This is a genomic window from Mesorhizobium sp., assembly GCF_965229135.1.
Classification (GTDB): domain Bacteria; phylum Pseudomonadota; class Alphaproteobacteria; order Rhizobiales; family Rhizobiaceae; genus Mesorhizobium.
Window position 1 is genome coordinate 3,570,082 of sequence record NZ_OZ245860.1, and the last position, 14,553, is coordinate 3,584,634.

Annotated in this window: 13 protein-coding genes; 6 read left to right on the forward strand and 7 right to left on the reverse strand. The window is 64.1% G+C overall.

Annotation, left to right across the window (positions count from 1 at the left end):
* Positions 1-2: 2 nt before the first annotated feature.
* The 5 genes from ACO07C_RS16930 to ACO07C_RS16950 form a co-directional block, all read right to left on the reverse strand.
* Positions 3-1,331 (reverse strand): NAD(P)H-dependent oxidoreductase, encoded by a 1,329-nt coding sequence (locus ACO07C_RS16930; RefSeq protein ID WP_421915298.1) that lies wholly within the window; start codon positions 1,329-1,331, stop codon positions 3-5.
* A gap of 229 nt (positions 1,332-1,560) precedes the next feature.
* Complete coding sequence (locus ACO07C_RS16935; protein WP_421915299.1) at positions 1,561-2,409, reverse strand: carbohydrate ABC transporter permease; 849 nt, start codon at positions 2,407-2,409, stop codon at positions 1,561-1,563.
* Entirely contained in the window at positions 2,406-3,281 is an 876-nt protein-coding gene (locus ACO07C_RS16940) for a carbohydrate ABC transporter permease (RefSeq protein WP_421915300.1), read from the reverse strand. The genes ACO07C_RS16935 and ACO07C_RS16940 overlap by 4 nt, the downstream gene beginning before the upstream one ends.
* A 73-nt stretch (positions 3,282-3,354) precedes the next feature.
* On the reverse strand, positions 3,355-4,644 hold the full coding sequence (locus ACO07C_RS16945) for an ABC transporter substrate-binding protein (protein ID WP_421915301.1): 1,290 nt from the start codon (positions 4,642-4,644) through the stop codon (positions 3,355-3,357).
* Between the two features lie 68 nt (positions 4,645-4,712).
* Positions 4,713-5,813 carry an ABC transporter ATP-binding protein gene (locus tag ACO07C_RS16950; RefSeq protein WP_421915302.1) on the reverse strand — a complete coding sequence of 367 codons (1,101 nt, stop codon included), beginning with the start codon at positions 5,811-5,813 and terminating at the stop codon, positions 4,713-4,715.
* Positions 5,814-5,996: 183 nt separating this feature from the next.
* Between ACO07C_RS16950 and ACO07C_RS16955 the strand changes: the two genes are divergently transcribed.
* Positions 5,997-6,842 (forward strand): metallophosphoesterase family protein, encoded by an 846-nt coding sequence (locus ACO07C_RS16955; RefSeq protein ID WP_421915303.1) that lies wholly within the window; start codon positions 5,997-5,999, stop codon positions 6,840-6,842.
* Between the two features lie 77 nt (positions 6,843-6,919).
* Here ACO07C_RS16955 and surE read toward each other — a convergent pair whose 3' ends face one another.
* Complete coding sequence (gene surE, locus ACO07C_RS16960; protein WP_421915304.1) at positions 6,920-7,687, reverse strand: 5'/3'-nucleotidase SurE; 768 nt, start codon at positions 7,685-7,687, stop codon at positions 6,920-6,922.
* Positions 7,688-7,891: 204 nt separating this feature from the next.
* On the opposite strand from surE, the gene ACO07C_RS16965 reads away from it, so the two are divergent.
* The 3 genes from ACO07C_RS16965 to ACO07C_RS16975 all read left to right on the forward strand — a co-directional run bounded on the left by ACO07C_RS16965 (position 7,892) and on the right by ACO07C_RS16975 (position 11,197).
* A complete protein-coding gene (locus ACO07C_RS16965; protein ID WP_421915305.1) occupies positions 7,892-8,884 on the forward strand; it encodes a sugar-binding transcriptional regulator in 993 nt (330 codons plus the stop codon).
* 169 nt (positions 8,885-9,053) lie between these two features.
* Positions 9,054-10,448, forward strand: coding sequence for an aminotransferase (locus ACO07C_RS16970; RefSeq protein WP_421915306.1), 1,395 nt, complete (start codon positions 9,054-9,056; stop codon positions 10,446-10,448).
* A gap of 101 nt (positions 10,449-10,549) precedes the next feature.
* Positions 10,550-11,197, forward strand: a complete 648-nt coding sequence (locus ACO07C_RS16975) for a TetR family transcriptional regulator C-terminal domain-containing protein (protein WP_421915307.1) — start codon at positions 10,550-10,552, stop codon at positions 11,195-11,197.
* Between the two features lie 57 nt (positions 11,198-11,254).
* Here ACO07C_RS16975 and ACO07C_RS16980 read toward each other — a convergent pair whose 3' ends face one another.
* A complete protein-coding gene (locus ACO07C_RS16980) occupies positions 11,255-12,013 on the reverse strand; it encodes an SDR family NAD(P)-dependent oxidoreductase (RefSeq protein WP_421915308.1) in 759 nt (252 codons plus the stop codon).
* Between the two features lie 150 nt (positions 12,014-12,163).
* Between ACO07C_RS16980 and ACO07C_RS16985 the strand changes: the two genes are divergently transcribed.
* A complete protein-coding gene (locus ACO07C_RS16985; protein WP_421915309.1) occupies positions 12,164-13,570 on the forward strand; it encodes an aldehyde dehydrogenase family protein in 1,407 nt (468 codons plus the stop codon).
* 15 nt (positions 13,571-13,585) lie between these two features.
* Entirely contained in the window at positions 13,586-14,389 is an 804-nt protein-coding gene (locus ACO07C_RS16990) for an N-formylglutamate amidohydrolase (RefSeq protein ID WP_421915310.1), read from the forward strand.
* Positions 14,390-14,553: the final 164 nt, after the last annotated feature.

A 14,553-nucleotide genomic window follows, 5' to 3' on the forward strand; every position in this document is an offset into this window, starting at 1 on the left:
GATCAGGCTCCCACAGTGCCGTAGACGAGCTTGTCCTGGCGCGCGCGCAGCTCGGCAATCTTGGAGCCCGGCGCGGGGGCGGCGTTGGCATAGGTGATGAGCTCACCCTTCTTGATCGGCGCGGTGACCGATCCGCCCTGCAGCAGGCCGCAGGGAATGGCCTTGGCGGCACGCGCTTCCGGCGCCGTCATGATCCAGGCGCGGTAGCAGTACTCGCCGATCGCATCGAGCTTCTCGCCGGGCTGCATGTCCTTCTTGGCGACGGCCGCGACTTCGGCCACGGGCTTGGCCAGCGGCACCATGTCGGCCTTGCCGTAGAGCACGACGCGGGCGCAGGTCAGCGGCACTTCGAGCGAGGTGAGGTGATAGGGGCGGTGGAAGGTGAAGTACGGGCCCTTGCCCATCTTCAGATCCTCCATGCGTTCGGAAATGCGCGGATGCGACATGTCGGCGACGACGAAGACGCCGGGCGCGACGCCCTTGCCGATCGTGTAGTCGACAACGCCGACACGCGACAGCACGCCGCCGTCCTTCTGAGGAACGAGAACCTTGGAAAGCTCGCCCAGCGTCGCCGCCGGGCCATGCATGCCGGCCTTGTCGGGCACCAGGCCGGTGGCATTGGCGATCGCCGCCATCTCGACCATGGTCTTGGAACCATCGACGAATTCGACCAGCATGCGCACGTTCATGTGCCGGCGCTTGGCTTCCTCGGCATAATCATCGGGAATCGCGTCGATATTGAGCGGGTTGTTCTTGCCCTTGCCGGCGGCGACGATCGGATGACCCATCGCCGAGACGAATTCGATCAGTTCCATGCAGGAGGATGGCTCGTCGCCCGCGCCCAGCGAATAGGTGACGCCCAGCCGGTCCGCCTCGCTCTTGAGATAGGCGCCGATGGTGACGTCGGCTTCGACATTCATCATCACCAGGTGCTTGCCATGCTCCATGGCGCGCAGGCCGATCTCGGCGCCGACCGCGGGGACGCCCGTGGCATCGATGACGACGTCTATGAGATCATTGTTGATGACGAGGTTGGCGTCGTTGGTGACGGCGACCTTGCCGGCCTCCATTGCCGCGGTCATCGCGGACGCATTCGAGACTTCGCGGGCGTGCCCGGTTTCCTGGAAGGCGATATCGACCGCCTTGCTGGCGGCGGGAAGGTTGAGTTCGGAGATGGCGCCGATCTCGATGCCGGACATGTGGGCGACGCGGGTGACGATGTCCGTGCCCATCTCGCCCGAGCCGATGAGGCCGATGCGAATCGGCTTGCCGGACTTGGCTCGTTCCTCGAGATCGCGGGCGAGGCCCGTCAACGAAACATTGGAAGCCATAGCGATCATTCCTCCCACAATACAGGCTGTTCAACTGCTTGACGGGTATTGAACATCTGTATTTCTGTCAAGACTAATGTCCAAAATTCCGCGCGTTGTGACCCTTTCGCAAGGCCTTCCGCGAGCCAAAACCTTTCCCTTGGAAAGCCGGCTGTCGATCCGCCTGTCCTGTCGGTCCGGTAGGCGTGAGACATAGGGCGCAAGGGCCCCGATGTCCGGTTGGAGCCAGCTATTTGATACCGGCCCGCATGAAGCTCTGGACGAACTGGCGCTGGAACAGCAGGAAGCCGATCAGCAGCGGCGCCGATGTCATCAGCGCGGCGGCCGAGATGATACTCCATTGCACGCCCTGGTCGGGCGAGGCAAAGACCTGCAGGCCGACCGTCAGCGGCCGGGTCGAGACAGAGTTGGTGATCACCAGCGGCCACAGCAGGTTGTTCCAGTGATAGCTGACCGACACCAGCCCGTAGGCGACATAGATGGGACGCGACAGTGGAACATAGACCTTGAGCAGGATGCCGAGCGGCCCCGCGCCCTCGACGCGGGCGGCGTCGTCCAGTTCCTTGGGCACCGTGAGGAAGGCCTGGCGCAGCAGGAAGATGCCGAAGGCCGAGGCCATGTAGGGCAGGCCCATCGCCCACACGGTATCGACGAGGCCGAGCTTGACCATGGTGCGGTAGTTCTCGACCATCAGCACCTCGGGCATGATCATCAGCTGGATCAGCACCAGCATGAATACCACCGTCTTGCCGCGAAAATCGTAGCGGGCGAAGGCGTAGGCGGCGAGCGTGCATATGACGAATTGCGAGGCCAGGATGACCGTGATCAGCACGAAGGTGTTGAGGAAGTAGCGGGCGAAGGGCGCCGCGTTCCAGGCCTGGATGAAGTTGGCCAGCGTCAGCGGCGCCGTCAAATCGAAGCGCACCTCGAATTCGGCAGGATGGAACGCCATCCAGACAGCATAGAGTAGCGGCAGGATCCAGAGCGCGCCGAGCAGATAGCAGCCGAAGACCTCGATGGCGTGCCAGAAACCGTGCTCGCGCGACTGGATCGGCTGGGGGAGAGCGGTGACGGTCATTTGTAATGGACCCTCCGGTCGAGAATGCCGAACTGCACGAAGGCAAGCGCGGCGAGCAATGCCAGCAGGACCATGGTCAGCGCGGCGGCATAGCCGGTGTCCCAGAAGCGGAACGCGGTCTGGTAGATGTAGTAGAGCAGCAGCGTGCTGGCGTTGTCGGGGCCGCCGCGTGTCATGACGATGACGTGGTCGATCAGCCGGAACGAGTTGATGATGGCGTTGATCAGCACGAAAAGCGTCGTCGGCATCAGCAGCGGGAAGGTGACGCGGCGGAAGAAGTACCAGCGCCCCGCGCCTTCGAGAGCGGCGGCCTCGCCGAGCGACGGGCTGATCTGCTGCAGCGCCGCCAGGTAGAAGATCATGAAGAAGCCGGCTTCCTTCCAGACGGCCAGCACCATCAGGCTGCCAAGTGCCGTCGAGCCATCGCCCAGCCAGTTGCGTTCGGCAAAGCCGAACAGGCCGAGGAAACGGTCGATGAGGCCGTAGCCGGGCGTGTAGAAGAACAGCCAGATATTGGCCACCGCGATCATCGGCAGGATGGTGGGCAGGAAGAAAGACATGCGCAGCAGGCCCTTGCCGCGAATGGAGGAATTGACGATGAGCGCCATCAGCATCGCGAGGCCGATCGCCACGGGGACCGTGCCGATGGCATAGATGGCGTTGTTCTTCAACGCGGCCAGGAACACCGGGTCGCTCAGCATGTCGGTGTAGTGATCGACGCCGACGAATTTGGCCGGGCGCACGCCACGCGGGGTGTTGTAGAAGCTGTTGATCAGCGTCATCACCGCCGGAATGTGGGTGAACGCCGCCAGCAGGACGATGGCGGGAAGAAGCAGCAGCCACGCGGTGATCTGATTTCGTCCGTGGTTCACGGGAACAGCCTTTCCTGTCGGCGATGGGGAGCCGGGCGACGGATCGGCTTCCCGCCGCCGCCCGTCATGTCGGTCAGCGGTACTGCTTGAGGATGCGGTCGGCTTCCTGCTGCGCGTCGCTCATCGCCTGTGCCGGCGTCTTGGAGCCGGTCAACGCGGCCTCGATGCCATCGTCGATGACGCGGGCGACGCGCTGGTTTTCATGCGTGGAGAGTTCCGGCACCATGTAGGGGATCTGGTCGTGCGGGACGGCAGCGCCCGGGAATTCCTTGACATAGGCCTGCATGGCCGGCGTGTTCCAGGCATCGTCGCGCGGCGCGATATAGCCGGTCTTGATGCTCCATTCGGCGGCCTGATCGGCCGAGGTCAGCCACTTCACGAACTGGAAGGCCGCCTGCTGCTTTTCGGGCGCGGTGCCATTGAAGATGAAGATGTTGCCGCCGCTGGTCGGGGCGCCGCGCTTCTTGTGCTCGGGCAGCATCTGCACGCCGAAGGGGAATGGCGCGTTGGCCTTGACGTTGGTCAGGTTGCCGCTTGTGGTGGTGATCATGGCGGCGCGGCCCTCGAAGAAGTCCTTCGGGTTGGTCGCCCATTCGATGACGCCTGGCTTCATCACCTTGTGCTTGAGAGCCAGGTCAGCCCAATACTGGAGCCCTTCGACGACCTCCGGAGAATCGAAATAGGTCTTGGTTCCGGAAATGTCGGCGATCGTGCCGCCATTCTGCGCGACATAGCCCTGCAGCAGCCAGTAGGATGTCAGCGACGACGGCACCTGCATGCCCCATCGGGTGACATTGCCGCCGGCGTCGCGCTTGGTGAGCTTGGTGGCGAAGTCGACCACCTCGTCCCAGTTCTTCGGACCGACATCCGGATCAAGGCCGGCTTGCTTGAAGGCATCCTTGTTCCAGAAGAACACGGTCGTGCCGCGCTGGAAGGGGATGCCCCAGGTCTTGTCCTCGCTCTTGCTGTTGAGCATGAACACCGGCGAAAAGCCTGCGAGCCAGGCCTTGTCGTCGTCGTTTTTCACGAAATCGTCGATCGGCGCGATGGCGCCCTCGTCGATCAGCGTGAAGAGATCGGCTGAGAGCATGACCGCGAGCTCGGGCGGCTGGCCGGCCTTGAACGCCGTCAGCGACTTGCTGATCGTCTCGGAATAGGTGCCCGAATAGATCGCCTTGACCTTGATGTCGGGATTGGCAGCCTCGAACCGGGTGATCAGGTCGTCGACGATCTTGGTCACCGGGCCGCCGATGGCCACGGGATAGTAGAGGCTGATCTCGACGGGCGCTGCCTGCGCCACGCCAAGGCTCAGGCCTGCTCCCAGCAGCGCCGCGCCGATCCATTTACCACTGATGTTCAGCATCGTTTCCTCCGATTTTCCGATGTTTTCGTGATTGCCTTCAGCCGGGCCGCAGGGCGGCGGGCATGCCGTCAGGGCACGACGCGCAAGGCGCGCTCGCCGGCGGCCTGGCCGATCAGCACCCTGCGTTCGACACGGCTGCCGTCGCTGTCGTCGAAGACATGCATGGCGTCCGGTAACCAGCCCAGCCGCACCTGGGCGCCGACCGCCTGACGCCGGATGCCCTCGACGCGCACCTGCAACAGCTGGTCGCCGACACTGCATTCGAGGATGCTGTCGGCACCATGGTATTCGATGGAGCGGACGACCGCGGGCACGACGCCGTCCTGCTCGATCCTGATTTCCTCGGGCCGCAGCCCCAGCAATAGCCCGTCGCCATTGCCCTCGACCAGCGCTGGGCCGGACGATCCCTTGACGACGGCGCCGGCCGGTCCATCCGACAGGGAAACCAGGTTCATCGGCGGTGTGCCGATAAATTTCGCCGCGAAAGATGTCGCCGGCCGCAGATACAGGCCGACAGGATCCGCCTTCTGCTCGATACGGCCGCCGCGCATGAGGATGACCTGGTCGGCAAGACTCATCGCCTCGATCTGGTCGTGGGTGACATAGACCATGGTCATGCCCAGCGCCTGCTGGATGGTGCGGATTTCCTTGCGCATCTCGTGGCGAAGCTGCGCGTCGAGGTTGGAGAGCGGCTCGTCCATGAGGCAGACCGACGCCTCGGCGACGATCGCGCGACCGAGGGCGACGCGCTGCTGCTGACCACCCGAAAGCTGGGAAGGCTTGCGGTCAAGAAGCGCTCCCAGCCCGAGAATGTCGACTGCCTTCTTCAGGCGGCGCGTCCGCTCCCCGGCCGGCACCCGCCGTACCTTGAGACCGAAGACGATGTTTTCGGCGACACTGAGATGCGGGAACAGCGCATAGGACTGGAACACCATGGCCAGCCCGCGCTTGGCCGGCGGCTGGCCGGTGACATCCCTGCCGCCGATGAAGATCTGGCCGGAGGTGACGGGGTCGAGGCCGGCAATCAGGCGCAAGGTCGTCGACTTGCCGCAGCCCGACGGGCCGAGCAGCACGGTCAGCGTGCCCGGCTTGACCTCGAAGTTGACATCCTTGACGGCGTCGAAGGTCGACCACCTCTTGTTGAGATTCCTGATCTCAATGCCGGACATGGCCGCCTCCCTATTCCCGTCCCCACCCGATCCCTCTGGAACCAGCGCAGCAAATGCGCGATCAGGCCGGCGATCCGCTGATCGCTCAAATCGAATATTGAACTATCTTTTACAAGTCAATACAATTGTACACTTCTGAGCCGGCTATGCGTCAGATCCACGACCACATCGAAAGAGAGTTCCATGTCCCCTATCCGAATCATGCAGATATCCGACACGCATCTGTCGCCGCGAACGCACCGCTTTCACGAGAACAACGAACTCATGATCGATGTGCTGAAGGCCGCCGATCACGACCTGATCATCCATACCGGCGACATCACGCTCGACGGCATCCGCTTCGAGGAGGACTATCCGTTCTGCCGCGAGTTCCTGCAGCGGGCCGGCAAGGACATCCGCTATATCCCAGGCAATCACGATGTCGGCGACAATCCGCGCCTGTCGCAGCCCGAAACCGTGATGGGCAGCGCCATCAGCCCGGCCAGGCTTGACCGCTACGAGCGCTACTATGGCGCCGACAGATGGTCGATCGATCGCGGCAACTGGCGGCTCCTCGGCATCAATTCGCTGCGCGTCGGCTCGGGGCTCGATGGCGAGCGGCAGCAATATGACTGGATCCGGGAACAGCTGGCGACGTTGGGCGAGCGGCACCTGGCTCTGTTCTCGCACCAGCCGCTTTACGTCGACACCCCCGACAGCACCGAACTGACCTACTGGACCGTCGATCCAATCGGCCGCGCGAATTTGCGCGAGCTGATGGAGCACAATCAGTTGAAGATGATCGCCAGCGGACACCTGCACCAGCAGCGCTCGCGCGGCCATGGCGGGGTCAAGCTCGAATGGTGCTCGTCCATCGCCTTCACGACACGCGAGGAACTGGTGCCGGAAATGGGCGGCAATCGCGAGGTCGGCTATCTTGAGCACGAGCTTCACGACGACGGCGGCATCGAGACCCGCGCGGTGACGATTCCCGGCTTCGTCAACAGCTATCTCGACGACTGCCTGCTCGAGGTCTACCCGAAATACTGATTTCGCAACGCTTTGAAATGCTGGGGGCGCCGGTGAACCCGGCGCCCTTTTTCGTTCCTAATCTGGTGCGCCTCGATCTAGGCGACCGCCTGTTCGAGCGCGTCTTCGACTTCCGACAATGCACCCGCCGGCACGGCGCCATGTCCCATCCAGTTGAGGCAGGTGACCGAGGCGATGCCCGAATCGATCAGGCTGTTCTCGTCGCCAGGCGTGGTGGCGTAGTTGCGGTCGGCCAGAGGCTCGATGCGGGCGCTGCTTGCGTCCTCGGCATGGATGACGACCCGCGTCGCGCATTTGTCGCGGCCTATGCGTGCCGCGCGCATCGGCGCCGGCACATTGCGCGGCAGGTTGACGCTCAGCCAATGTCCTTCCTGCGCCCATTCGTTTCGCGTGTCCCAAAACGCCTGGATGCGTGCGGCCAGCCACGCGACATCGTCCTCGCCATAGGCCTGGCTGTCGCGCGGCATGGAGAAGGCGACACCGGCAATGCCGCAGAGCGCCGCTTCGCGCGCCACCGCCATGGTGCCGGAATAGGAGACATCCTCGGCGACGTTGCGGCCTTCATTGATGCCCGACAGCACCAGGTCTGGTTTCGCGGCGTCGCGGAACACCCAGTGCATCGCGGCTATGACGCAATCGGCCGGAGTTCCGGTGCAGGAATAGCGGCGGGCCGACACCTGCTCGACGGCAAAGGCCTGCCGCAACGTGATCGAATGGCCGAAGCCGCTGCGGTTGCCGCTGGGCGCCACGGTCCAGACGTCGTCGCTCAGCAGCGACGCCGCCCGTTCCAGGATCGCCAGGCCAGGCGCGTCGATTCCGTCATCATTGGAGAGCAGTATGCGCATAGTGTATCCTTCTGACCGCGCCAAAGCGCCTTAACAATTAGTACATTTATGCCATATTGATAACTATTGTACAATTCTGTAACATGCGTCAGCGCGGCTATTTTCAGCTTGCGAGATTCCCAGGGCCAACCGGCCCGCGAACCGCCGGCGCGATTTCCCTCCGCCGGCAAATCGTCTAATGGGGATCATCTTGGGGGATGCGGCATGACAGGGTCCGAAAAGAAACAGAGGCGGACGAAATTCCAGTCCGACCAGGACGAGCTCAAGCTCAGGGCCGCCTATCTCTACTATGTCGAAGGGTTGACGCAGGAACAGGTCGCCCAGCATCTCGGCATCAGCCGCATCAAGGCGTTGCGCCTGCTGGCGGCGACGCGCGAGGACGGCACCGTCCAGATCACCATCAACTCGCACGCCGAATCGCTGATCCGCCTGCAGCGCGACCTGGAAAAGCATCTCGGCCTGACCGAGGCGATCGTGGTACCTGCTTCGAGCCCGGATGAAGAGAGCGTCGCGGCCGTCGTCGGCCATGCCACCGGGCGCTACATTTCCGAACAGGTCACCAACGGGCTCTCGATCGGCGTCGGCTGGGGCGCCACGCTGCAGGTCTGCATGCGGTCGCTGATCTGGCGCGAGGTCGACGACATGACCGTCATCTCGCTGCTCGGCGGCCTGACCCACGCCACAGCGCACAACCCTTCCGCCGTGGCATGGCGCTTCGCCGAATTCTACCGGACGGAGCTCTACCAGATCACCGCGCCTGTCTTCGTCCCCGACCGCGAACTGGCCGACGCGCTGTGGAAGCAGGACGACCTCAAGCAGCTCTACGAGCGGGCGAGGGCCGTCGACATCGCGCTGCTCAGCGTGGGCGACGTCAGCACGCAGGCCTCTATCTTCCGCCGCGGCATCCTCAACTGGTCGGACGCCAAGAGCCTGAAGGACGCGGGCGCGGTCGGCGACGTGCTCTGTCACTTCGTCGATGCCGACGGCAACGTCATCGACCATCCCGTCAACCATCGCGCCATGGCCATCAACCCCACCGATATCAGCAGGGTGCCGAAAGTCATTATCTCCTCGGGAGGCGTGCGCAAGATCCACGCCATCCGCGCCGGCATCGCCGCGACCAACGCCAAGCTGCTGATCACCGACGTCGCGGCCGCGCAAGCGCTACTCGAACTGCCTCCCCTTTCGCCGGCCTGAGGCTGGTTCTGGGGCGCGCCCATTCCGCATAGTGCAGAGCAGCTTAGGGTGGGGTAGCTGTCCATCCGTTGAAAACTGATTGACTGGACAATCAATTTGTGACCTTTTCTTCGGCAAGAAGAACAGGTCGCGCCAGCACCAAAGGCGCGCCGCGACGGGAGGAAACCTCATGAACAAGGCGGTCGGGTCGCAATGGAATGCCACGGAGATGGAAGAGGCCGCGCGACGGCATCTGCTGTCGCCATCCGAGGCCATGGAAAAGCTCGGCCAGTCCGCACGTCCGCTGCTGGCCCGTGGCGAGGGCATCTATGTCATCGGCGCGAAGGGCCGCCGGCTGATCGACGGCCCGGCCGGCATGTGGTGCACGCAGATCGGCTACAACCGTCATGAGATCGCCGACGCCATCGCCAAGCAGGCGCTGCAACTGGCCTATAACTCGCCATGGTACACAACGAATTCGCCGTCGGCGGAACTCGCGGCGCGAATCGCCGCGCTGACGCCGGGCGATCTCAATCGCGTCTTCTTCACCACCGGCGGCTCGACCGCGGTGGATTCGGCGCTTCGCTTCGTCGAATTCTACAACAATGTGCTGGGACGCCCGGACAAGAAGCACATCATCGTGCGTCGCGAGGGCTATCACGGCAGCACGACGCTGACGGCGGCCTGCTCGGGCCGCGCCGGCAACTGGCCGAATTTCGACATCGTCTCGGACAGGATCTCGTTCATCTCAAGCCCCAATATCCGCCTTGCCGGCGGCAAGGACGAGGCCGCGTTCCTGGATTTCCTGGTCGACGAATTCCGCCAGGAGATCGCGCGTATCGGCGCCGACAAGGTGGCTGTCTTCCTGGCCGAGCCGTTGCTGGCGTCCGGTGGCGTCATCATCCCGCCCAAGGGCTATCACGCCCGTTTCAAGGCGGTCTGCGAGGAGCATGACATCGTCTACATCTCCGACGAGGTCGTCACCGGCTTCGGCCGCTGCGGCGAATGGTTCGCGTCGGAGAAAGTGTTCGGCGTCGTTCCCGACATCATCACCTTCGCCAAGGGCGTCACTTCCGGCTATGTGCCGCTGGGCGGCTTTGCCATTTCCGAGCGGCTACTGGACAGGGTCAGCGGCGAGAACGCCAGAGGAAGCAACTATTCGAACGGCTACACCTATTCGGGCCATCCGGTGAGCTGTGCCGCCGCGCTCGCCAACATCGCGGTGATCGAGAAGGACGGCATACTGGAGCATGTGCGCGACATCTCCGGCTATTTCGCCCAGCGCCTTCACAGCCTGTCGGACCTGAAGCTGGTGGCGAATGTCCGCGCCAGCGGCCTTGTCGGCTGCGTCGAATGCCTGGTCGACAGATCGAAGCCGGATGTCACCGATTTCGACAAGCGGATTGGCGCCCGCATCGACGCCCATTGCGCCGAACTCGGGCTGATCGTGCGCCCGCTCGGCAATATGTGCGTGATGTCCCCGGCGCTGATCATCACAAGGGAGCAGATCGACGACATGATCGGCATTCTGCGCCAGGGCATAGAGCGGGCGGCGGCCGAAATCGAGCGGGGGGAACTCGTCTAGATCGGACGGCGTGATCCTCCGGCCCCGGGCGGCAAAGTCTTGTGCCGGCTTCGTCGAAGCTGCTATCCAGACCGGACACATCCCGGTCAAGACCAGAGATCATGAACCAAGCCGCGGCACACGCTGAGAACCGGACCGACAAGCGGCGCGCACCAACGCGCGAGGACCAGGTGCAGGAGCGCCGCCGCTCGCTGATCGAGGCAGCGCTCACTGTCATCGCCCGCAAGGGCCTGGCCGGCTTCACGATGAACGACATCGCCCAGGAAGCCGGCTGCAGTTATGGCGTCGTGTCGTTCCATTTCAAATCGAAGGAAGGCATCACGCTGGCCGCGCTCGACCACATGGTCGAGGAGTACGACCGCGGTCTGAACCGGCCCGAATATGACTCGCCGACCGCACGCCTGCTGGGGATGATCGAACTCGATTTCGACAGCGAGATGTCGAATGCCGGCCGCATCGCCGTCTTCACCGATTTCTGGGCGGAGTCGGCGCGCAATCCGGAGTATCGCCGGCGCTGCGCCGAGCTGAAGACCCGCTACGATGCCATCGTGAAAGCCGATATCACGGCCCTTGCCGAGCTGAGACGGATCGATCTCGACCCGGCCCTGGTCGCCCGCAGCCTCAACGCCCTGATCGACGGGCTGTGGATTTCCGGACAGGTTTTCGCAACCACCGGCCCCGCCGGACGCGATATGGCGAAGATGGCATGCCGGTTCTATCTCAAGGCCATCTTTCCCGACGATTTCTGACCGGTTACCCACCTCCGCCGGAGGCCGAGGCAGGATACCGGACCTGGTCGGGACGACTTACATGCGCATGAGCAGGCCGCCATCGACGGCAAGCTCGATGCCTGTGATGTAGCTCGCGGCGTCCGAGAGCAGGAACAGCGCGGCATTGGCCATGTCCTGCGGCGTGCCGATGCGGCCGAGCGGGGCGTAGCTGGCCACGGCCGAGCGCTTTTCCTCGGTGTCCCAGCGCGCCTGCAGCGGGGTGAGCGCCATGCCCGGGCAGATGGCGTTGGAGCGGATGCGCTCGCCGGCCAGCTGCATGGCGAGTGATTTTGACAACGCGCAGACGCCGGCCTTCGATGCCTGGTAGGCGTCCTGCGGGTTGGCGTCGCCGCGATACCACTGGATGGTCGAGAAATGCACCATGGCGCCGCCGCGCCCGCCCGCACGCATATGCGGCACGACGGAGCGCGCGGTGTGCACGAAGGATTTCAGATTGATGTTGAAGACCTCATCCCATACGTCGAGGTCCATTTCGAGGGCCGACTTGTCGCGGCCGAACCATAGCACCCCCGCGACATTGGCCAGATAGTCGATGCCGCCGCGCTCGCGGCCGGCCGTGCCGATTGCCTGCTCGACAAAGCCGGCGTCGGTGAGATCCCCCTGGGCGAAGGTGAGCCTGTCGTCAAAAGAGGCCAGCGAAGCCGGACGGGCCTTGACGTCGATGGCGGTGACGGACGCACCGGCCTCGAGCAGGGCCAGCGTGATCGCCTCGCCCATGCCGCCGCCCGCGCCGGCGACGACCGCATGCCTGCCGGTGAAATCATAAGCGATCATCTGAACCCTCGTCTGCTTCTGCTGAAATGCCGATGGAGCGGACAATAGGGGCGGACAAAAATTCCATCAAGCCGGATTAGAAAAAATTTGCCAAAATGGAAAATCGCGATATCGTGCCTCGAAATGACCTCTCATCTCGGATGGAAGACGATGAACCTGCAGGGCGTGCGCACCTTTTCCGTGACCTCTCCGATCGACGGCTCGACCTACACGACGCGCGCCTATGCCGATGGCCCGGCCATCGAGGGCGCGCTTAGCCGGGCGCGCGCCGCGCTGCCGTCCTGGCGACGCATGAAGCTGGCCGACCGGCTGGCGATCCTGCTGCGCTTTGGCGAGGAGATGAAGGCGCGGGCGACACCGCTGGCCGAGATGGTGGCATGGCAGATCGGCCGGCCGCTGTGGCAGGCCGACGAGACGCCGCGCCTGGCGCTGGTTGGCGAACTGCTTGCCGGCGTCGCGCCGGAAACGCTGGCCGATATCCCGTACCCCTCGGATGAAAACATCCGCCGCTATGCCAAGCCGGTGGCGGGCGGGCTGCACCTGTCGATCTGCGCCTGGAATTATCCGACCGCCATGCTGGGCTATCTGGTCACGTCGCCGCTCGCTGCCGGCAATGTCGTGATCTTCAAGCATTCGCCGCAGACGCCGCTGATCGCCGAGCAGGCCGAGGAAGCCTTTCGCGCCGCGGGCGGTCCCGAAGGCGTGTTCCAGAGCCTGCATCTCGACCATGCCGATGCGGAGAAGCTGATCGCGTCCGGCGCCTTCAACGCGGTGAATTTCATCGGCTCCGTCAATGGCGGCCGTCGCGTGCATGCCGCCGCGGCCGGCACCTTCACCCAGGTCCATCTCGAACTCGGCGGCAAGGACCCGACCTATGTCCGCTCCGATGCCGACCTCGAAGCGGCGGTCCCGCTGATCGCCGAGGGCACCTATTCCAATGCCGGCCAGTCCTGCTGCTCGGTCGAGCGCATCTATGTCGACAAGGCGATCCATGACCGCTTCGTCGAAGCGCTGGTCGCCGAGACGGCGAAATGGTCCATCGGCCACCCGTTCGACGAAAAGCCGATGGTCGGCCCGGTGGTGCGGGCGAGTGCCGCCGACACCATCCGTGGTCTTACCGACAGCGCGGTGCGGGCAGGAGCCCGGCGCCTGATGCCGCAGGACGGCACGCTCAAGGCCTCTGGCCTCGGCGCTGCCTATGTCGCGCCGGAGGTGCTGGTTGGAGTCGATCACAGTATGCAGATCATGCGCGACGAGCTGTTCGGGCCGGTGGCCTGCATCCAGTCGGTCGGCAGCGACGACGAGGCGATCCGCCTGATGAACGACAGCGATTTCGGCCTGAGCGCCTCGATCTGGACCAGGGATATCGATCGCGGCGTGGCGCTGCTCGACGAGATCGAGGCCGGCACCGTCTATCTGAATCGCTGCGACCATGCCGACCTGCATCTGCCCTGGGGTGGCATCAAGAATTCCGGGCTCGGCCGTACCAATGGCCGCGCCGGCCTGGTGGAGGCGACAGCGGCGAAGTCGTACCATGTCCGCTCGGTTATCGGCTGAGCGGAGGAGCGGCCCGTGAACGCGGCGAGCCTTGGAAAGCTTGATGATGCGAGCGTCGCCGCACTGGCCGACGCCAGCGTGGAGCGGCTGCGGATCGAGGCGGCGAGCCCCTATCTGCTGATCGCCGAGCACGCCGGCAATCTCGTGCCGGCACCTTGGCGTGACCTTGGCCTTGAAGGGCCTTATCTCGGCACGCATTTCGCCGTCGATATCGGCATAGACGCCTTGACGCGCCGGCTCTCGCAGACGCTTCGGGCGCCGGCCGTGATCGCGCATTATTCGCGGCTGTTCCTCGACTACAACCGCCCGGCCGATGAGTGGGATTTCATGCGCCCGGACCTCGGCGGCATCCCGGTGCCCGGCAATCTGGCCGCTGATACAGCGGACCGCCAGTTGCGAACCCGCATTGCCTGGGCGCCGCTCGAACAGGCTGTTGTCGAGGCCGCCGCGGGCCGGCAAGCGCTGATCTCGGTGCATTCCTTCACCCCGGTGATGGGCGGCATCAGGCGCAATGTCGACATCGGTGTGCTGTGGCGGGAGCCGTCGCCTTTCGTCACTTCGGTGCTGAAAACCCTTGGCGCGCACGGCGCGGCGGCAGGCTTGAGGATCGGCGACAACGAGCCTTACGACTGGCGCCAGGCGATCGGCTACACGCTGAACCGGCACGGGCTGGAGCAAGGCCGGCCTTGCCTCTATCTGGAAGTGCGCAACGACCTGCTTTCCGATCCGGAAACATTCGAGCTCGTCAGCCGCACGCTCGAGACCGTCTTCGCCACCGTCGCGATGTCGCTATGGCCGAAACCAGCCGTAGCCGTCTAAAGCGATTCGCCGAACGGCGAACCGCTTTATCTCGTTGTTTTGACGCAATTCCGGACGGAAAACCGCCGCACACTTTTCCTGGAATTGCTCTCTAGGCTGGACGCCCCCGAGGCGCGCCGCTAGAGCTTGTCGAATTGGAAACACGACAGCCAAGGGCGTGGATG

Coding starts and splice junctions, on each gene's coding strand:
- ACO07C_RS16955 (WP_421915303.1), top strand. CDS start 5,997: ATGTCCCCTATCCGAATCATGCAGATATCCGACACGCATCTGTCGCCG.
- surE (WP_421915304.1), bottom strand. CDS start 7,687: ATGCGCATACTGCTCTCCAATGATGACGGAATCGACGCGCCTGGCCTG.
- ACO07C_RS16945 (WP_421915301.1), bottom strand. CDS start 4,644: ATGCTGAACATCAGTGGTAAATGGATCGGCGCGGCGCTGCTGGGAGCA.
- ACO07C_RS16970 (WP_421915306.1), top strand. CDS start 9,054: ATGAACAAGGCGGTCGGGTCGCAATGGAATGCCACGGAGATGGAAGAG.
- ACO07C_RS16935 (WP_421915299.1), bottom strand. CDS start 2,409: ATGACCGTCACCGCTCTCCCCCAGCCGATCCAGTCGCGCGAGCACGGT.
- ACO07C_RS16965 (WP_421915305.1), top strand. CDS start 7,892: ATGACAGGGTCCGAAAAGAAACAGAGGCGGACGAAATTCCAGTCCGAC.
- ACO07C_RS16950 (WP_421915302.1), bottom strand. CDS start 5,813: ATGTCCGGCATTGAGATCAGGAATCTCAACAAGAGGTGGTCGACCTTC.
- ACO07C_RS16985 (WP_421915309.1), top strand. CDS start 12,164: ATGAACCTGCAGGGCGTGCGCACCTTTTCCGTGACCTCTCCGATCGAC.
- ACO07C_RS16980 (WP_421915308.1), bottom strand. CDS start 12,013: ATGATCGCTTATGATTTCACCGGCAGGCATGCGGTCGTCGCCGGCGCG.
- ACO07C_RS16930 (WP_421915298.1), bottom strand. CDS start 1,331: ATGGCTTCCAATGTTTCGTTGACGGGCCTCGCCCGCGATCTCGAGGAA.
- ACO07C_RS16975 (WP_421915307.1), top strand. CDS start 10,550: ATGAACCAAGCCGCGGCACACGCTGAGAACCGGACCGACAAGCGGCGC.